The organism is Niveibacterium sp. COAC-50 (genome assembly GCF_013184235.1).
GTDB lineage: Bacteria > Pseudomonadota > Gammaproteobacteria > Burkholderiales > Rhodocyclaceae > Niveibacterium > Niveibacterium microcysteis.
In genome coordinates, this window is the sequence record NZ_JABCJM010000001.1 from 205,385 (window position 1) to 224,603 (window position 19,219).

General features: G+C 64.4%; 15 protein-coding genes. 13 read left to right on the forward strand and 2 right to left on the reverse strand.

Going from position 1 to position 19,219, the window contains the following annotated elements:
- Nucleotides 1-46 precede the first annotated feature (46 nt).
- The 4 genes from secA to HH302_RS00960 all read left to right on the forward strand — a co-directional run bounded on the left by secA (nt 47) and on the right by HH302_RS00960 (nt 7,452).
- Nucleotides 47-2,776, forward strand: a complete 2,730-nt coding sequence (secA, locus tag HH302_RS00945; RefSeq protein ID WP_172196882.1) for a preprotein translocase subunit SecA — start codon at nt 47-49, stop codon at nt 2,774-2,776.
- Nucleotides 2,777-2,893: 117 nt separating this feature from the next.
- Nucleotides 2,894-4,339 carry an HDOD domain-containing protein gene (locus HH302_RS00950; protein WP_172196884.1) on the forward strand — a complete coding sequence of 482 codons (1,446 nt, stop codon included), beginning with the start codon at nt 2,894-2,896 and terminating at the stop codon, nt 4,337-4,339.
- 60 nt (nt 4,340-4,399) lie between these two features.
- A complete protein-coding gene (argJ, locus tag HH302_RS00955; protein WP_172196886.1) occupies nt 4,400-5,641 on the forward strand; it encodes a bifunctional glutamate N-acetyltransferase/amino-acid acetyltransferase ArgJ in 1,242 nt (413 codons plus the stop codon).
- A 14-nt stretch (nt 5,642-5,655) separates the two neighbouring features.
- A complete protein-coding gene (locus HH302_RS00960; RefSeq protein WP_172196888.1) occupies nt 5,656-7,452 on the forward strand; it encodes a diguanylate cyclase domain-containing protein in 1,797 nt (598 codons plus the stop codon).
- Between the two features lie 33 nt (nt 7,453-7,485).
- Here HH302_RS00960 and apaG read toward each other — a convergent pair whose 3' ends face one another.
- Nucleotides 7,486-7,869, reverse strand: coding sequence for a Co2+/Mg2+ efflux protein ApaG (apaG, locus tag HH302_RS00965; RefSeq protein ID WP_172196890.1), 384 nt, complete (start codon nt 7,867-7,869; stop codon nt 7,486-7,488).
- Nucleotides 7,870-8,003: 134 nt separating this feature from the next.
- Between apaG and rpe the strand changes: the two genes are divergently transcribed.
- The 7 genes from rpe (at nt 8,004) to HH302_RS01000 (ending at nt 17,637) form a co-directional block, all read left to right on the forward strand.
- The gene (gene rpe / locus HH302_RS00970; protein ID WP_371814541.1) at nt 8,004-8,696 is read left to right on the forward strand and encodes a ribulose-phosphate 3-epimerase; all 693 of its coding nucleotides are present in this window, start codon (nt 8,004-8,006) and stop codon (nt 8,694-8,696) included.
- 3 nt (nt 8,697-8,699) lie between these two features.
- Nucleotides 8,700-9,386, forward strand: coding sequence for a phosphoglycolate phosphatase (locus HH302_RS00975; RefSeq protein ID WP_172196894.1), 687 nt, complete (start codon nt 8,700-8,702; stop codon nt 9,384-9,386).
- Between the two features lie 234 nt (nt 9,387-9,620).
- Entirely contained in the window at nt 9,621-11,108 is a 1,488-nt protein-coding gene (trpE, locus tag HH302_RS00980; protein WP_172196896.1) for an anthranilate synthase component I, read from the forward strand.
- Between the two features lie 11 nt (nt 11,109-11,119).
- A complete protein-coding gene (locus tag HH302_RS00985) occupies nt 11,120-11,683 on the forward strand; it encodes an aminodeoxychorismate/anthranilate synthase component II (protein ID WP_172196898.1) in 564 nt (187 codons plus the stop codon).
- Nucleotides 11,684-11,733: 50 nt separating this feature from the next.
- A complete protein-coding gene (gene trpD, locus HH302_RS00990) occupies nt 11,734-12,768 on the forward strand; it encodes an anthranilate phosphoribosyltransferase (protein WP_206253866.1) in 1,035 nt (344 codons plus the stop codon).
- A gap of 15 nt (nt 12,769-12,783) precedes the next feature.
- On the forward strand, nt 12,784-13,611 hold the full coding sequence (gene trpC / locus HH302_RS00995; protein ID WP_172196902.1) for an indole-3-glycerol phosphate synthase TrpC: 828 nt from the start codon (nt 12,784-12,786) through the stop codon (nt 13,609-13,611).
- Between the two features lie 18 nt (nt 13,612-13,629).
- Entirely contained in the window at nt 13,630-17,637 is a 4,008-nt protein-coding gene (locus tag HH302_RS01000; protein ID WP_172196904.1) for a translocation/assembly module TamB domain-containing protein, read from the forward strand.
- On the opposite strand, the gene HH302_RS01005 is transcribed toward HH302_RS01000, so the two are convergent.
- The gene (locus tag HH302_RS01005; RefSeq protein WP_172196906.1) at nt 17,624-17,833 is read right to left on the reverse strand and encodes a hypothetical protein; all 210 of its coding nucleotides are present in this window, start codon (nt 17,831-17,833) and stop codon (nt 17,624-17,626) included. The two genes, HH302_RS01000 and HH302_RS01005, sit on opposite strands and share 14 nt — an antisense overlap.
- A gap of 119 nt (nt 17,834-17,952) precedes the next feature.
- On the opposite strand from HH302_RS01005, the gene msrA reads away from it, so the two are divergent.
- Together msrA and HH302_RS01015 are read left to right on the forward strand one after the other, a co-directional pair.
- On the forward strand, nt 17,953-18,498 hold the full coding sequence (gene msrA, locus HH302_RS01010; protein ID WP_172196908.1) for a peptide-methionine (S)-S-oxide reductase MsrA: 546 nt from the start codon (nt 17,953-17,955) through the stop codon (nt 18,496-18,498).
- Nucleotides 18,499-18,579: 81 nt separating this feature from the next.
- A complete protein-coding gene (locus tag HH302_RS01015) occupies nt 18,580-19,206 on the forward strand; it encodes a DUF47 domain-containing protein (RefSeq protein WP_172196910.1) in 627 nt (208 codons plus the stop codon).
- The last annotated feature ends 13 nt before the right edge of the window (nt 19,207-19,219 follow it).

Here is a 19,219-nt window from a genome sequence, read left to right on the forward strand (position 1 = left end):
CCCGCGTGTTAGAATCGCCGCTTTTACGCCTGACCCCCGAGTCAACATGATTGCAGGCCTCCTCAAGAAGATCTTCGGCAGCCGGAATGAGCGGCTGGTTCGCCAATACATGTCCACCGTGCGCGCCATCAATGCGCTGGAGCCGGGCATCGCGGCATTGACCGACGAACAGCTGCGTGCGAAGACGGACGAGTTCAAGCAACGCCACGCAAACGGCGAATCGCTCGACAAGCTTTTGCCGGAGGCTTTCGCGGTGGTGCGCGAAGCTGGCAAGCGGGTGCACGGCATGCGGCATTTCGATGTGCAGCTCATCGGCGGCATGGTACTGCACTACGGCAAGATCGCCGAAATGCGGACGGGCGAGGGCAAGACGCTGATGGCGACCCTGCCGGCCTACCTGAACGCGCTGTCGGGCAAAGGCGTGCACGTCATCACGGTCAACGACTACCTTGCCAGCCGCGATGCGGACTGGATGGGGCGTGTCTACGGCTTCCTCGGGCTGACCTGCGGCTGCAACCTGTCGCAAATGACGCACGAGGCCAAGCAGGCCGCGTATAGCTGCGACATTACTTACGGCACGAACAACGAGTTCGGCTTCGACTATCTGCGCGACAACATGGTCTATTCGACCGGCGAGCGGGTACAGCGTGGCCTGAACTTCGCGGTGGTCGACGAAGTTGACTCGATCCTGATCGACGAAGCCCGTACGCCGCTGATCATCTCCGGTCAGGCCGACGATCACACCGACCTGTATGTGAAGATGAACGCCGTCGCGCCGCTGCTGAAGAAGCAGGAGGGCGAGGACGAGAACGTTACGGTGCCCGGCGACTACACGGTCGACCTGAAGGCCCATCAAGTCCTGCTCACCGAGCAGGGGCACGAGACCGCCGAAGGGCTGCTGGCGAAGGCGGGCCTGCTGGCCGAAGGCTCCAGCCTGTACGACCCGGCAAACATCCTGCTGATCCACCACCTGTACGCAGCGTTGCGCGCGCATTCGCTGTATCACCGCGACCAACACTACGTTGTGCAGAACGGTGAAGTGGTGATCGTCGATGAGTTCACCGGCCGCCTGATGGCAGGGCGCCGCTGGTCCGATGGCCTGCACCAGGCGGTCGAGGCCAAGGAAGGCGTCCAGATCAACGCCGAGAACCAGACCCTCGCGTCGATCACTTTCCAGAACTACTTCCGCATGTACGCCAAGCTTTCCGGTATGACCGGTACGGCGGACACCGAGGCCTACGAATTCCATCAGATCTACGGCCTTGAAACGGTTGTGATCCCGACCAATCGCCCGATGATCCGTATCGACGCGAACGATCTGGTGTATCGCACCGCCAAGGAGAAGTACGACGCGATCATCCGCGACATCAAGGATTGCCACGAGCGCGGTCAGCCGGTGCTGGTCGGCACGACCTCGATCGAGAACTCCGAGCTGCTGTCGCACCTGCTCGATGCGCAGAAGCTGCCGCATCAGGTGCTCAACGCCAAGCAGCATGCCAAAGAGGCCGAGATCATCGTGCAGGCGGGCCGCCCGGGCGTGATCACGATCGCGACCAACATGGCAGGCCGCGGTACCGACATCGTGCTCGGCGGTAACGTCGAGAAGCAGATCGCCCTGCTGCGCGAAGACGCCTCGGTGCCGGAAGAGGAAAAGGCGGCGAAGATTGACGCGCTGCGCGCCGAGTGGAAGGTGCTGCACGAGAAGGTGATCGCGGCCGGCGGCCTGAAGATCATCGGCACCGAGCGTCACGAGTCGCGGCGTATCGACAACCAGTTGCGTGGCCGTTCCGGCCGCCAGGGTGACCCGGGTGCATCGCGCTTCTACCTGTCGCTGGAAGATCCGCTGATGAAGATCTTCGCTGGCGATCGCCTCAACGCGATCATGGTGCGGTTGAAGATGCCGGAAGGTGAGGCGATCGAAGCGGGCATCGTTACGCGTTCGCTCGAGTCCGCCCAGCGCAAGGTTGAACAGCGCAACTTCGATATCCGCAAGCAATTGCTGGAGTACGACGACGTTGCGAACGACCAGCGCAAGGTCATCTACCTGCAGCGCAACGAACTGCTTGAAGCAAACGAAATCGGCGAGACCATCACGGCGATGCGCCAGGGCGTGCTCCACGACCTGTTCCGCACCTATGTGCCGGCCGAGAGCGTCGAGGAGCAGTGGGATCTGCCGGGCTTCGAGCGTGCCTTGGAAGGTGAATTCCAGCTCAAGCTGCCGGTTGCACAGTGGAGCAAGGACGACCAGAGCCTGTCGGACGACGACTTGCTGCGCAAGATCATCGAAGCGGCCGATGCGGCCTACGCCGAGAAGATCGCGCCGGTCAATCCGGAAGCGTGGCGCGGTTTTGAGCGCAACGTGATGCTCAACAGCCTCGATACGCACTGGCGCGAGCATCTGGCTTCGCTCGACCATCTGCGGCAGGGGATCCATCTGCGCGGTTACGCGCAGAAGAACCCGAAGCAGGAGTACAAGCGCGAATCCTTCGAGTTGTTCGAGAGCCTGCTCTCCACCGTTCGAATCGAAGTGACGCGCCTGCTGATGACGGTGCAGATCCGCTCCGAGGAACAGCTGGAAGAGGCCGAGCCGCAACCGGCGCCGGTCGACAATGTCCAGTACCACCACGCCGACTATGACGAAGCGCTGGCCGCTGCGGAAGCCAGCAGCGAGGCGCGGCCGATGCCGGCTCAAGGTGGCATCAAGGTGGGCCGCAACGATGCGTGCCCGTGCGGGTCGGGCAAGAAGTTCAAGCACTGCCACGGCAAGCTCAGCTGATCGGCTGTCTTCCGTCCCCAGAAAACGCCGGCCGAGTGCCGGCGTTTTGCTTGCATGCGCTACAGCTTGCTGGTTTCGCTGCCGTTAAGGGTTTGTGACATGTAGGAGCCAGCCATCGTGACCACGCTGCAGGACGCTCGCCGCCTTGGGGCCCAGGGCTTCGTCGCGCGCATACGCGAACGCGACATGCCGGCGTTCGGGCGCACCGTGGACTCGATCCGCGAAGTCGCGGACGACGAGAAGGCGTCGGCCTCGGCGCTGGCTTCGATCATCCTGCAGGACGCCGCGCTGACGACCAAGGTGCTCAAGCTCGCCAACAGCGCGTACTTCAATCCCTCTCGCGCCCACATCAGCACGGTCAGCCGCGCCCTTGTGGTACTTGGTTTTGACGCGGTCGCCAACATGGCGCTGTCGCTCGTGCTGATCGACGCCTTGCTGCGTGGCGGCGTGCGGGAGCGCGTCGTGACCGAGATGGCGCGCGCCTTTCATGCTGCGGTTCAAGCGCGCACCCTGGCCGCGCTGAAGGCAGACCCGAACCCGGAAGAAGTCTTCATTTCCGCCTTGCTCGCCCGTGTCGGTGAGATGGCCTTCTGGTGCTTTGGCGATGAGGCGGCTCAGTCGCTCGACAGCACGCTGTCAACCGGCGTGCCCGCCGAAGTGGCCGAGCAGAATGTGCTGGGCTATCGACTGCGCCAGATTACCTTGGGCTTGGTGAAGGACTGGCGTTTGGGTGGCTTGCTGACCAGTGTCATCGAACAAGGCGAGCGGGGCGGGGACCGCGAGAAATCGGTTGCGCTGGCACACTCGCTCGCGCGGCAGGCGGAGGGAGGCTGGGAGGCGCCCGCCACAAGACAGGTGCTCGACCAGATCTCGAAGCATCTCGACCGGCCCCTGGACGAAATCCTGCCGCTGATCACCGATAACGCCGTTGCCGCTGCGCAGGCTGCGGTGAACTACGGGGCGCATGAGGCGGCGCGACTGATTCCTCTGCCGCGCAGCGGCGGCGCCGTGACGGTGCAGGAAGACGAGGATTCGAGCGGTCCGAACCCCTTGTTGCAACTCAAGATCCTGCGCGACCTTTCGATGCTGATCGCGGGCAAACCGAATTTGAACGACGTGCTGACGCTGGCGCTGGAGGGGATCTTCCGCGGCATCGGCATGGATCGCGCCCTGTTTGCGATGCTGACACCGGATCGCCAGCACCTGGTTGGCAAGGCCGGCTTGGGGCCCGGCGCTGATGCGCTGGTGCGGGCATTTCAGTTTGCGCTCGATGGCAGCCCCGGCGAGCTGGTCAACACCGTGGTGGCGCGCCAGCAGAGTTTCGTCGTTGCCAATGCCTTCGAGGCGCCGGTGCGCCTCGAGCGCCTGACTCGTGCCGGGGGCGTGCCACCGTTCGTCATCGCCCCAATCGTGGTGCATGGCCGGACGATCGGCGCGTTCTACGCAGATCGCATCAAGGCGGATGCGGTGCTGTCCGAAGAGGATGCGACTGGGGTGCTGCATTTCGTGCAGCAGGCGTCGATGGGCTTCGAACACGTAGCGGCTCGGGGGGCACGTGCCTGATCCGTTAAACTTGCAGGCTGATCGGCCGCCCTGTCGCGGCCTTAACTGCCTGGAGCCGCCATGCCTGTTTGCCTGAATCCGCCCATCGCCTCTGAACTGCTGCCGGTCGCCGGCGTCCGACTGGGCGTCGCGCAGGCAGGTATCCGCAAGGCCGATCGTCGCGACCTGACCCTGATCGAATTGGCGGAAGGCAGCCGCGCTGCCGGCGTGTTCACGCAGAACCGTTTCTGCGCGGCACCGGTTCAGGTCTGCCAGGCTCACCTGGAGGCGGGCTCGGCGATTCGCGCCTTGGTCATCAACACGGGTATCGCGAATGCGGGTACCGGCGCGCTGGGTTTGCAGAACGCCCGCGCAACCTGTGAGGCGGTCGCCTCGCGCCTGGGTATTGCGGCGACGTCGGTACTGCCGTTCTCGACTGGCGTGATCCTTGAGCATCTGCCGATGGATCGCCTGGTGGCCGGGCTGCCGGCTGCGCAGTCTGACTTGCGTGCCGATGGCTGGTATGACGCTGCGCACGGCATCATGACGACCGATACGATCGCGAAGGCCACGTCCCGGCGCATCGAGTTGGGCGGCAAGACGGTGACGATCACCGGCATCAGCAAGGGCGCCGGCATGATTAAGCCGAACATGGCGACCATGCTCGGCTTCATGGCGACCGATGCGGCTGTCTCGCAAGCGTTGTTGCAGCAGTTGGTGCGTGAGGCGGCGGATCTGTCCTTCAACAGCATCACCGTCGACGGCGACACCTCCACCAACGATTCCTTCATCCTGATCGCGACCGGGGCGGCCGGCGCCGCAGAAATCACCGACGCGGCCTCCGCCGACTATGCCGCGCTGCGTTCGGCCGTGATCGAGGTGGCGGTGTGGCTGGCTCAGGCGATCGTGCGCGATGGCGAGGGCGCCACCAAGTTCATGACCATCGCGGTTGCGGGCGGCGCGAACCGGGAGGAATGTCGCAAGGTCGCCTACGCCGTTGCGCATTCACCGTTGGTCAAAACCGCCTTTTTTGCCTCCGACCCGAATCTCGGCCGCATCCTGGCGGCAATCGGCTACGCTGGCGTTGCGGACCTCGATGTCGATCGACTGCGCGTCTGGCTGGGCGATGCTGCCGGCGAGGTCCTCGTCGCTGAGCTGGGCGGCCGCGCGGCGGCCTATCGCGAGGCCGACGGTGCACGTATCATGAAATCGCAAGAGATCACCGTGCGTATCGATCTCGCCCGCGGCCCCGCGGCGGCTACGGTCTGGACCTGCGACTTCTCTTACGACTACGTGAAGATCAACGCTGACTACCGCTCCTGATGTCACGACGCCCAATGCCACTCAGATTTCTTGCCTGGCTAGCGCTGGTGCTGGCGGTATTGGGCGCGTCCGTTCCCGCGTGGGCGGTGGCGCCGCAAGGGTTTGCGCGTATTCACTTCCACCGCGCGGATGGCCTCTACAACGGTTGGGGGCTTCATGTCTGGGGTGAGGGGCATAACCTTGGCGAGGACACCCGCTGGACCGAGCCGCTGAAGCCGGCCGGCACCACTGACTTCGGCGTGTATTTTGATGTGCCGATTGCAGAAGAGGCGACGCAGCTGAACTTCATCATCCACCGAGGCGCCGAGAAGAGCGTGTCGACGGATCAGCTGCTGCCGCTTGAGGAATTCAACCGCGAGGTCTGGGTCATCGCCGGCGACCCCAAGCTATACGCCGCCGAGCCGGGCGCGATGCCGATCAAGTCCGGTATCGCGGTGGCGCGGCAGGCCGTCGATCGCCAGCCGATGGCGGTCTGGATCGCGCTTGCGGTATTGATCTCGGTGCTGGTGGTCGGCGTCGTCGCGAGCCGGCGCAGCAATCGCTTGCGCGAGGACATCAGCCGGCAGACGGCCCTGCTCGCCGAGGCGCGCGCTGAACTCGTGCGCCAGACCGCCGCGCAAAGCGAGGCGCATGCGCAAAGCCGCTCGCTGGCCGGCATCGATGAGCTCACCGGCCTTCTTACGCGGACGGGCTTCCGTCAGGCGCTCAACGCCATTCAAGCCAAGGCGCGGCGCAACCGGGCTGGCTTCGCGTTGTTTTTCATCGATCTGGACAACTTCAAGCCGGTCAACGATCAGCATGGCCACGCTGCGGGTGACCAGGTTCTGCGCACGGTGGCAAGCCGCCTCGTTGCCGCGGTGCGCGAGAGCGATACCGTTGCGCGCCTGGGTGGCGACGAATTCGTGGTCATCGCCGATGAGCTGGCCGATCCGCTCGCGGCGGCACGCTTGGCCTACAAGCTGGTGGCCTGTGCCACCGAGGTCATCGAATACGGCGATCATCTGTTGCGCGTAGCGGCCAGCATCGGCGTTGCCGTGTATCCGCATGACGGCGAGGACGACGCCCTGGTTGCGATTGCCGATGTGGCCATGTACCGCGCGAAGAATGCGGGTAAGAACTGCTTCCGCTTCGCCGCACCTGAGTTCGATGAGTTGGTCGCGCAGCAGGACGCGGCGGAGGCGAGCTGGCGTGCTGCCATGGCCGAGGGTGCGCTTGGGGCCCACTGGGACGTGCTCGTCGGTGCGGACGGCCAAATCTGGACCCGACGCCTGCACGCCGCGGCGTGGTCTCGAGACCAGGCGCGTGATGTTCTACTGCCGGATCTTGTGGCGCCGGATGCCGGGCTGGCGCTGGATGCGGATCTTCAGTTGCTTGAGCGCCTCGCGGTGGCCGCAGAGGGCGCCGCAGGCGGTGTGTGGGCGATGGCGCCTGCGCGGTCCAGTCTCAGCGACCCTCGCTTCGTGACGGCCTGTCGTGGCGTCGTGGCGCGCATTGGCGCGGTGGGCGCAACGCTGGTCCTCGAGTTCGACGCAGGCATGGTGCGTCCTGAAGCGCTGTCGGATCTGATTGCGCGCGGTTTGCGCTGCGCTTTGCGGGTGTCGGACCCGGTGCGTTTGAGAATTGAAACCTTGCTTGGCAGTGCCTTGCACTACGTCAGCGTCTCCGCCGCAGGAGACGACCTGCACCGCCGCGCCGTGGCGGCCGTTGCGGCGGCGGCGGAATCGGCCGGCGTGCCGGTGGTCGTCCGTCTGGTCGGCGACGAGACGGCGCCCGAGTCGCTGCACGCGATAGCCACGCTGCGCCTCGCCTGAGGCCCTGCGGCGCGGTTAGGGCCGTAGCCGCGTTCAGTGAAGCATGCCGGGCGCGGCGAGCACGAATTCCGGAATCTCGGCCTCGAACTGTGTGCCGTCTTCCGCCACCATCTGATAGGCCCCTCGCATCGTACCGACCGCGGTCGCAATGGCGCAGCCGCTGGTGTACTCGAAGGCTTCGCCTGGAGCGAGCCGAGGCTGCTCGCCGATCACGCCGATGCCTCTTACTTCCTGCACATGCCCTGCGGCATCGGTGATTACCCAGTGACGGCTGACCAACTGTGCCGGCGTATCGCCTGTGTTCTCGATCGTCACCTTGTAGGCAAAGACGAAACGGCCCGCCTCCGCGTCCGACTGCTCTTCGATGTATTGCGCTTGCGCGGACACGGTAATCGCTGGCGACTTTGCTTCAGGCATGGCGGGTTGGCCGGGTTTGAGTCAGACCCTCATTCAAACGGGCATTCGCCCGGCGCGCCATGTTCGAATTCACGGTCCGTTTCCGGAATCCGTCCGCATCTGGGAAAATCGCGGTTTTGGGGTGGGGGAACACCGTGAGTTATCGCATCGCGCCGAGCATCCTGTCGGCAAACTTCGCCAAGCTTGGCGAAGAGGTTTTGAACGTTCTGGCGTCCGGCGCTGACTGGATCCACTTTGACGTGATGGACAACCATTACGTGCCGAATCTGACGATCGGCCCGCTCGTTTGCGAGGCGCTGCGCCCGCTGACGAACGCGACGATCGATGTGCACCTGATGGTGGAGCCGGTCGACGCGTTGGTGCCGATGTTCGCCAAGGCGGGCGCCAATGTCATCACCTTTCATCCGGAAGCAACCCGTCATGTGGATCGCACGCTGGCGCTGATCCGCGACCACGGTTGTCAGGCCGGCCTGGTGTTCAATCCGGCAACACCCTTGTCCTGGCTCGATCATGTGATGGACAAGATCGACTTGATCATGCTGATGTCGGTGAACCCCGGGTTCGGCGGCCAGAAGTTCATTCCGCAGACCTTGGTGAAACTCGCCGAGGCGCGCAAACGCCTCGATGCATGGGAGCAGCAAACCGGCAAGAAGGTGCTGCTGGAGATCGACGGTGGCGTGAAGGTCGACAACATTGCCGAGATTGCCCGCGCGGGCGCCGACACCTTCGTGGCCGGGTCGGCCGTGTTCGGGGCCGGCAAGGCGAGTGACCCCAATCGCTACGACAGCGTGATCGCCGCGCTGCGCGAGCAGTTGGCCCAGGTCTGAACGATGACGACGCCCCGCTTCGATGTGGATGTGGTGCTGTTCGACCTGGACGGCACGCTGCTCGACACGATCCCCGATCTCCACGAGGCCGCACGGCGGATGCTTGAGGAGCTGGGCGAGCCGACTCGCTCGCTGTACGAGGTCACGCGGTTTGTCGGGCGGGGTATTCCGAACCTTGTGGAGCGCTGCCTGACTGACGGGCGCGCCGCGCGTGACGGGGCATCGCTGGAAGCCGCGGTCGCGGTATTCCGCCGCCATTACGCTGCAGTGAATGGGCACTCCACACGAATTTACGAAGGCGTGGCGGACACGCTCGGTGCCTTGCAGGCACAGGGCATCCGAATGGCGTGCATCACCAACAAGGCCGGCGCCTTTACGCTGCCCTTGCTCGATCACATGGGCCTGGCGCAATTCTTCGGCTGTGTTGTCAGCGGAGACACCTTACCGGTGAAAAAGCCCGATCCCGCACCGTTGCTGCATGCGTGCGAAGCGCTGGGCGTGTCGCCGACGCGTGCGCTGATGGTTGGTGATTCGGCGAACGACGCGCTGGCCGCTCAGTCGGCAGGGATACCAGTGCTCTTGATGACCTATGGCTACAGCGAGGGGCGCGCCGTGGACACCATCGAATGCGACGGGTTAGTATCGGCATTCCCCGGATTGCTGCGCCTGATCGGGCGCGCTTCGGCCTGAACCTCGACCCTCATGACCTGCGAGAACCTGAACATCGGAAAGGAGCACCTCCCGTCTCGCGCCGCCGCACGATGGCAGCGCACCGGGTGCTCGTGGCGGGCTCTTTAAGCCCCCACACCGCAGTTCTGGCGCGGTTCGCCCGCGCCCTGATGTTCAGGACAATCCGCCCGCGACCAGCTTGAAGTGCGCCTCACCGATTGGGCGCCCGGCGCGGGACAAGAACGTGGAGTCATGATGACCGAATCCGAATTTCTCGCGTTGGCCCAACAGGGTTACAACCGCATCCCCCTGACGCTCGAGACCTTTGCCGATCTCGATACGCCGCTGTCGATCTACCTGAAGCTCGCCAACGAGTCCTGGACCTACCTGCTCGAATCCGTGCAGGGCGGTGAGCGCTTCGGCCGCTACTCCATCATTGGCTTGCGCGCCAACACCCGCATCGAGGTGTACGGCCGCTCGGCCCTGCTGCTGACCAATGATCGCCTCGTCGAGCGTCGCGACTACGGCGATCCGCTCAACTACATTGGCGAATTCATGCAGCGGATCAAGGTGCCGCCGCGCGATGGCCTGCCGCGGTACTGCGGCGGCCTGGTCGGTGCCTTCGGCTACGACACCGTGCGTTACATCGAGCCGAAGCTGGCCAAGCATGAGCCGAAGGACCCGCTCGGCGTGCCGGACATCGTGTTGCTGCTGTCCGAAGAGATCGCGATTGTCGATAACCTTTCCGGCAAGCTGACGCTGGTGGTGTACGCCGAGCCGGAAGTGCCCGGTGCGTACAAGCGCGCGCAGCGGCGCCTGAAGGAGCTGCTTGCGAAGCTGCGTGAGCCGGTCGCGATTCCGCAGGATGTGTCGGTCGAACCGGCCGAAGCGGTCAGCAGCTTCGGCGAAGAGGCTTTCAAGGCGGCGGTCGGGCGCGCCAAGCAGTACATCGTCGATGGCGACATCATGCAGGTGGTGCTGTCGCAGCGCATGAGCAAGCCCTTCGCGGCCAGTCCGATGGCGCTCTATCGCAGTCTTCGCGCGCTGAACCCCAGCCCGTACATGTTCTACTTCAACTTCGAGGACTTCCATGTCGTCGGCGCTTCGCCGGAGATCCTGGTCAAGCTCGAAGACGGCACCGTCACTGTGCGACCGATCGCCGGCACGCGCAAACGCGGCGCGACGCATGAAGAGGACCTGGCGCTGGAGAAGGATCTGCTCGCCGACGAGAAGGAGCGCGCGGAGCATCTTCAACTGCTCGATCTCGGTCGCAACGATGTCGGCCGCGTTGCAGCTACCGGCACCGTCAAGGTCACCGAGCAGTTCATCGTTGAGCGTTACTCACATGTGATGCACATCGTCTCGAATGTCGAGGGTGAGCTCAAGGAACTCGAAGACAAGCGCGCTGCGCCGCTTGCCGTGCTGCGCGCCGCGTTTCCAGCCGGCACCGTGTCCGGCGCGCCGAAGGTCCGCGCGATGGAAATCATCGACGAGCTGGAGCCGGTCAAGCGCGGCATCTACGCGGGTGCCGTCGGTTATCTGGGCTTCGATGGTGAGCTGGACGTCGCAATCGCGATCCGCACCGCAGTGCTCAAGGACGGTCAGCTGCATGTACAGGCGGGGGCCGGCATCGTTGCCGACTCCAATCCCGAATCGGAATGGCAGGAAACGCAGAACAAGGCCCGTGCGGTCTTGCGCGCTGCCGAGATGGCCGAACGCGGCCTCGACACCCGATTCGAATAAGGAGCCCTGCCATGCTGCTGATGATCGACAACTACGATAGCTTTACCTACAACCTCGTGCAGTACTTCGGCGAACTCGGTGCCGATGTGCGGGTGTTTCGCAATGACCAGATCACCGTCGAGCAGATCGAGCTGATGCAGCCCGAGAAGCTCGTCGTCTCCCCCGGCCCGTGTTCGCCGGCCGAGGCGGGCATTTCGGTGCCGGCGATCAAGCACTTCGCCGACAAGCTGCCGATCCTTGGCGTGTGCCTTGGGCATCAGTCGATCGGCGCGGCCTTCGGCGGCAAGATCGTGCACGCCAAGCGCCTGATGCACGGCAAGACTTCGCCGATCTCGCATGCCGACAAGGGTGTGTTCCGCGGGTTGCCCAATCCCTTCACGGCAACGCGTTACCACTCGCTGGCGATCGAGCGTGAAACGTGCCCCGATTGCCTGGAAGTCACTGCGTGGACCGAGGACGGCGAGATCATGGGCGTGCGGCATCGCACGCTGCCGATCGAAGGCGTGCAGTTCCACCCGGAGTCGATCCTGACCGAAGGTGGCCACCAGTTGCTGAAGAACTTTCTCGACATGTGAAAGCACATGAATGAAGCGGCTGAGCGCCGCTTCATTCACATGTGCGGAGGATGAGCATGACCCCCCAAGAAGCCCTTCAACGCGTCATCGAACACCGCGAGATCTTCCATGAGGAGATGGTCGATCTGATGCGGCAGATCATGTCCGGCCAGGTGTCGCCGGTGATGATCGCGGCCATCATCTCCGGACTGCGGGTGAAGAAGGAAACCGTTGGTGAAATCGCCGGCGCTGCCACCGTGATGCGTGAATTCGCGACCAAGGTGCCGCTGAAATCCGATGTGCAGACTCTGGTCGATACCTGTGGCACCGGTGGTGATGGCGCGCACACCTTCAATATTTCAACCGGCGCGATGTTCGTTGCCGCCGCCGCCGGGGCGCGGGTGGCCAAGCATGGCGGTCGTTCGGTGTCGTCGCAGTCCGGCTCGGCCGACGTGCTCGAGTCGCTCGGTGTGAATCTCTCGCTGAGCCCGGAACAGGTGGGCGCCTGCATCGACGACATCGGTGTTGGCTTCATGTTCGCGCCCAGCCACCATGCGGCCATGAAACATGCGGGCCCGGTACGGCGCGAGTTGGGCGTGCGGACGATCTTCAACATCCTCGGCCCGTTGACCAACCCGGCCAATGCGGCGAATCAGTTGATGGGCGTGTTCCACCCCGATCTGGTCGGCATCCAGGTGCGGGTGCTGCAGCGCCTGGGCGCACGCAATGTGATGATCGTCCATGGCTTGGATGGTCTCGACGAGCTGTCGATCTCCGCGCCGACGATGGTGGGCGAGTTGCGCGACGGTGTGGTGCGCGAGTACCGCTTGTCGCCGGAAGATGTCGGCCTGCCGCTGCACGCAGCCTCGGCCTTGCGTGCTGCGACCGTTGAGGATTCACGTGAGATGTTGCTGGGCGCATTGACCGGCAAATTGCCTGCGGCGCGCGATATCGTTGCCTTCAACGCCGGTGCCAGCCTGTACGTGGCGGGCATTGCCGACTCGCTGGCCGATGGCGTCGAGCGCGCCATCGCGACGATCGCGAGCGGCGCAGCGCGGGCCAAGGTCGATCAGCTGGTCGAGTACACCAAGAAATTTGCCGCCTGAGCGACGGAAGAGCCGATGTCAGACATTCTTCAGAAGATCATCGCAACCAAGCGCGAGGAAGTTGCAGCGGGCGCTGCAGTGGTGTCGCGCGAAGCGATGCGTGTGGCGGCCGATCAAGGTGGGCCGCTGCGTGATTTTGTCGGGGCCCTGCGTGCAAAGATTGCGGCGGGGCAGTCCGGTGTGATCGCCGAAATCAAGAAGGCAAGCCCGTCCAAAGGCGTGATCCGCGCCGATTTTCGCCCGGCCGAGATCGCAATGTCCTACGAGCAGGGTGGGGCGGCCTGCCTGTCGGTGCTCACTGACCGTGACTACTTTCAGGGCTCGCCGGACTACCTCAAGGCAGCACGCGCCGCCTGCTCACTGCCGGTGCTGCGCAAGGACTTCATTGTCGACAGCTACCAGGTACATGAAGCGCGCGCCATGGGCGCCGACTGCATTCTGCTGATCGTGGCGGCCTTCCTGCCGCCCGAGGGCGCGGTGGGCCACGCTCCGGCGACTGCGCTGGCGCAGTTGTCCGCGCTTGAGGCAGAAGCCAACGCCTTGGGAATGGCGGTGCTGGTCGAGGTGCACGATGCGGACGAACTCGATATCGCGCTGCAATTGAAGACGCCGCTGGTCGGCATCAACAACCGAAACCTGCGCAGCTTCGAAGTGAGCCTCGACGCCACCTTGTCGCAGCTGCATCGCATTCCTACCGACCGAATCGTCGTCACCGAAAGCGGCATTCTGTCGACCGCTGATGTCGCGACGATGCGCGCGCGGCAGGTCAATGCGTTCCTCGTCGGCGAGGCGTTCATGCGCGCGGCGGATCCTGGCGCCGAGCTGGCGCGACTGTTCGCCTGAGTCGGCGTCGGCCGCAGCATGCAGGCTGACGAAGCCACTCCCGAGACCCCGGCGCCAGCCTCGGAGCCGCGACCCGGCATCGTGGGGCGTGCGGCGCGGCGTCCGCTGGCGATTCTGCTGGGGGCAGCGGCGGCGGTACTGCCTTGGGTGGCCATCAGCTGGTCGATCGGTACCGAAGGCGGGTTGCGCTTTCTCGCGCATGCGCTGGACGTCGCGACCCGCGGCCAGATCCGCATCGAGCAACCGAGTGGTCGGCTGGCTGATTCCCTGCGTGCGGAGCGCTTCGTGTTCGCCATGGCGGGCGTCGATGTCGATGCCCGCAAGCTCGCCATCGACTGGTCGCCCTCGGAACTGCTGAGCGGTTGGGTGCACGCAAAGCGGGTCCGGGTGCAGAGCCTTTCGGTCACCTACACGCTGTCACATGAGCCCAGCGGCCCGCTCAACGCCATCGCCTTGCCGATAGGGCTGCGCCTGGATGATGTGGCACTCGGCCATTTCACGTTGTTCCAGCGCGATGGCGCGAAGCTCGACCGCATGTTCGAGTTGCGCGAGGCGTCTGCCGCCGCGGACATGGGGCACGAGCTTTGGCGGTTTTCGCACGTCTCCGGCACCACCGACTGGGGCCCGGCACGACTCGATGGCACGCTCGCGACGATGGCGCCGTTTGCCATCGATGCCGTGGGCAACATTTCGGCGCACTACGGCGCGCATCCGATCGAGGCCAAACTCGCGGCGCATGGGTCGCTGACCGACATGACGCTGGGCTTGCAAGCGAGCAGCGACGCAATGAAGGCCGACGGGGAACTCGGCTTGCGGCTGTTCGAGCCGATGTTGCTCCGGACCATTGCGCTGGAGGGCGGCCCGATCGATCCGAGCCGTTTTCATCCGGATGCGCCAGAGGCTGCGTTGCAGGTGCGTGTGCGGCTGCAGCCGGCGCTTGACCCGCACGGGGTGCCAGAGGCTGCACGGCTGGCCGAGTCGCGAATCGAAGGGCCTTTTGAGATCACCAACGCCGCACCGGGGCGTATCGACCAAGGGCGTCTGCCGATCGAACGGGCCTCCGGGCGCCTGACCTTTGACGCGAGCGAGTTGATCGTCAAGGAATTGGCGCTTGCGCTGCCGGGGGCGGGGCGTATCGCCGGCGCCCTGGCCTGGCGTCCGTCGCCAGAAGGGGCGCCGGATGCGATTGGCCGCACCGACGCGAGGATCTCGCTTGCTGGCATCGATCCGGCAAAGCTGCACAAGGCGCTGCCGACGGCGCGCCTGGGTGGCGAGCTGGTCGCGCGTGGCGAGCCGGCGCGTCAACGCCTCGAAGGCAAGCTGAGCGATGGCCGCCTGGTTGCCGATCTCGCCGGGGATTTGCGCGGGGAGCGCATCGAAGTGGAGCGACTGCGCCTGACCATGGGCGCCATGCTCGCGAGCGCGACGGGCTGGTTCGATCTCGGCGCCGCGAAGAACTTCAAGGTCAACGGTGAAGCTCGCGACCTTGATCCGGCTGCGTTTTGGAACCAGGCACCGCGTGGCCAGTTGAACGGCACGCTGGCGGCGAGCGGCCGCTTGTCACCGCGTCTAGCGCTCGACGGCCAGTTGCAGCTGACGGATAGCCGGCTTGCTGGCATGCCGCTATCGGGGGGCGGTTCGCTGTCGCTCGATGGCTCGCGAATTCATCATGCCGATGTGAGCCTCGCCGCGCTCGGCAATCGGCTGGCAGTCCAGGGCGCTTTCGGCGCGGCTGGCGATCGGCTCACGCTGCGGGTCGACGCGCCGCAACTCGAACATCTGGGGCAAGGCTTCTCGGGCCGCCTGTCCGCTCGCGGCACGCTGGATCAGCCCGCCGGGCAGATCGACCTCGTTGCCTCGCAGCTCGCGGTGCCCGATGTCGTCCGTGTGGATGCGGTGAATCTGCGTGGCCGATTGAGTGAGGGGCGAGAAGGCGCGATCGACATACGGTTTACGCTGGGCGGCCTGCGCTCGGCGGCGGGCGCGGAACAGATCGTTCATCGCGGCGCCCTTACCGTGCTTGGCAAGCGCTCGGATCATCGCGTGACCCTGGAGGCGGACTTCCCGCGCTCCCATGCACTGCAGCTCGCCGCGCATGGCGGCCTGTCGGATCGCCTTGACTGGAACGGCATGCTTGACCGCTTCGACCTTGAGTGGAACGGCGAGGCGTCGCTGGCCGAGCCGGCTACGTTGGAAGTCGGGCCAGACCACTTCCGACTTGGCAAGACGCGCTTGCTCGGTGATCGCGCATCGTTCCGGCTCGACGAAACCCGCTGGAACCCGGACGAGATTGTTGCCAAGGGTTCGATGACGGGGTTGCGCCTGGGGCTTGCGCTCAATGAATCGCAGCAGGTGGTCGCACGCGGCAACACGCTGCAGATGGGTGCCGAATGGGACTTGCATCTGCAGAAGGCGGTCAACGGGCAGATCCGTGTGTTCCGCGAAGCGGGTGACCTGGTGCTTGAGGGGGACGCGCCGGTTGCGCTGGGCCTCACCGAATTCGAAGCCATCATCGCAGCCAACGACGACCGGCTTGCCCTTGCTGCAAGTGCTGCCGGTACGCGCATCGGCGTCATTTCGGCCTCCGCCACCGCGCAGTCGCGCCGCGAAGGCAAGGGCTGGCGAATCGCACGCAGCCTGCCGCTGTTGGGCCGCGCGCGCCTTGAGGTGCCGTCGGTTGATTGGATCGGACCCCTGCTCGATCCGAACCTGCGCACCGAGGGCGGATTGACCGGCGACTTTTCCCTGAGCGGCACGCCGGACAACCCGGTTGCTACTGGTGCCATCAGCGGCGAACGCTTGGGGCTGATGCTGGTCGAGCAAGGGCTGCGGCTCGGCGGTGGGGTGCTGAAGGCGCGCTTCGATGCCGATCGGCTTTATCTCGATGATCTGTCCTTCACGTCACCGAGTCGCGTGCGGCCCAACGAAAAGCGTATCGACTACGCGGGCCTGACCGTCCAGCCCGGTAGCGCGACGGCTACCGGCACAGTGGAGCTCGCAACCGGCGAGGGCAGTTTCCGTATCAACGCCGATCGTCTGCCGATCCTGCAACGGCGTGACCTGTGGCTGATGTTGTCAGGCGAGGGACAGATCAAGACGGGCTGGGATTCGATGGCGGTGACGGGCAGCGTGACGGTGCCGGCCGGCTTCATTGGGCCGACGCGTACCGGCGCGCCAACGCTTGACGACGACGTTGTGGTGCGCGGGCGTACCAAACCGCAGGAGAAGCCGTTCCGTATCACCGCTGATGTCGAAGCCGATCTGGGCAATGCGCTCTACCTGCACGCCTTTGGTGTCGATACCCGACTTGCCGGCGCGATCCGTTTGCGCGCACGCCCGGGCGAGGCGCTGCGTGCCAGTGGGCGTATCGAAACCCGTGATGGGCAGTACGACGCCTATGGCCAGCGCTTGTCGATCGACGAGGGTCTGATTACCTTTCAGGGGCCGCTGGACAATCCGACCTTGTCGATCGAAGCGGTCCGTAAAGGCCTGGCAGTAGAGGCCGGCGTGCAGATCAGCGGCTCGGCGCAGCGGCCCAAGGTCCGGCTGATTTCAGAACCGAACGTGCCGGACGCCGAGAAGCTCTCGTGGATCGTGCTCGGTCGGGCACCGGGCGGCAACTCCGATGGCGATGCGGCCTTGCTGATGGCGGCGGCCGGTGCTGTGTTGGGCGACCAGACAGGCGGGCTGACGAACCAGATCGCGAATACGTTCGGTATCGATCAGATCATGATCGCGCAGTCGGAAAACCGTGGCCTCGGCCATGGCGCGACGAGCCAGGTTGCCGGCTCGGCAACCGGTTTTTCAAGCAGCAGCGCGAGCGCAGGTGGCGATACGGTCGCCGGCCAGGTGGTGATGCTCGGCAAACGGCTGACGCGGGATATCAACCTGACCTACGAGCAAAGCCTCAGCGGGAGTGAGAGTCTGGTGAAGCTGAGCTATGCGCTGACGCGCCGCGTATCGATGGTGGCGCGCGCGGGTAGCGACAACGCGATCGATCTGCACTACAACATCAGTTTCCGTTGAGCCACTTCGCGGACTTCTGCCCGTTGGCGTGCGCCCTGACGAGAATCTCCGCGGTCTGGCGCGATCTGCAGACACCCAAGGTCAGCGCGCCGGCGCGCGCAACCCACTCTCCATAGCGGCCATCGAGGGTTCCCGCGACGCGACCATCAGGTGTGCGAACGATCCAGATCCCGTCCGCTTGTTTTTCTACCTTCATGATTTTCGCGATCGGCAGATCGGCCGAAAAATTGAGCGCTGAACTGTGAAACAGTGTTGCATTGCTGCGGTCGAAACGGAGTGCGATTGGCTGGTCGCAAGTTTACACGGAGGTGAGCGATGGATGTACGGGCAGGTGTGCAGTCGGCAGTGCTGGGCGGGGGATGCTTCTGGTGCCTGGAGGCTGTCTTCGAGCAGATGAAGGGGGTGCTGGCGGTGACGTCAGGCTATTGCGGTGGGCATCTTCCCGATCCGTCGTACGAGGCTGTATGTCGTGGCGACAGCGGGCATGTTGAAGTGGTGAAAGTCGATTTCGACGCGGGTGTCGTCAGCTATCGCGATCTGCTGGAAGTGTTCTTCGCAATCCACGACCCGACGACCCCAAATCGGCAGGGCAACGACGTCGGGCCGCAGTACCGCAGCGCGATCTTCTACACCGACGAGGCACAGGGTGCCGAGGCGCGATCCTTGATCGAAGCGCTGACGCGTGATCGTGTTTTTGCTGACCCGATCGTTACCGAGATCGCACCCTTGCCACGGTTCTACCCCGCGGAACGCTATCACCAAGGGTATTTTCGGGGTCATGAAGCGCAACCGTATTGCTCACTCGTGGTCGCGCCGAAGCTCGCAAAATTCCGCAAGAAGTTCAGCAACTTGTTGAAGTGACGGGTTTTTCTTGATTGTTGTGGGCGAAAGGCCGTTCGTGGCATAAAATTACGCTTTCGTTACATTTGGCCGAGAGCCCCCATGTTTGCTCGTCTGATGCCCCGAGAGGGGCGTTTTTTTGAATCCTTCGATGCTGTTGCCGTCAAGGCCGTTGAAGCCTCCCGTGAACTTGCTGCGCTGATGACGGACATCAACCAGCTGCCCAGCCGTCTTCGCCGCATTGAGGCGGTGGAGAAGGAAGCGGATACGCTGACCCATGGCACGCTGGAATTGCTGCACAAGACCTTCATCACGCCGATCGACCGCGAAGACATCCACGCTCTGGCGCTGCGGCTCGACGACATCCTCGACGTGTGTGAAGCGGCCGCACTGACGGTGTACGAGTACGACATCCAGAAGCTCACGCCGGAGGCCAAGGAGCTGGCCGACTTGTGCGTGCAGGCCACCGAGAAGGTGCGCGAGGCAGTGGCCCTGATCTCCAACATGGAGAACGCCAAGCGCATTCTGGAGCTTTGCAAGGAAATCGGCAGCATCGAGGACGAGACCGACGTCGTCATGCGGGGCGCGATGGCCCGCCTGTTCCGCGAAGAGCCGGAGGTCCGTCAGGTGATGAAGATGCGCACGGTGTACGAGCGCCTCGAAGACATGGCGGATCGTTGCTACATCGTTGCCACCATTCTCGAAGGCATCGTGTTCGAGAACGCGTAAGCGTCCCCGAACA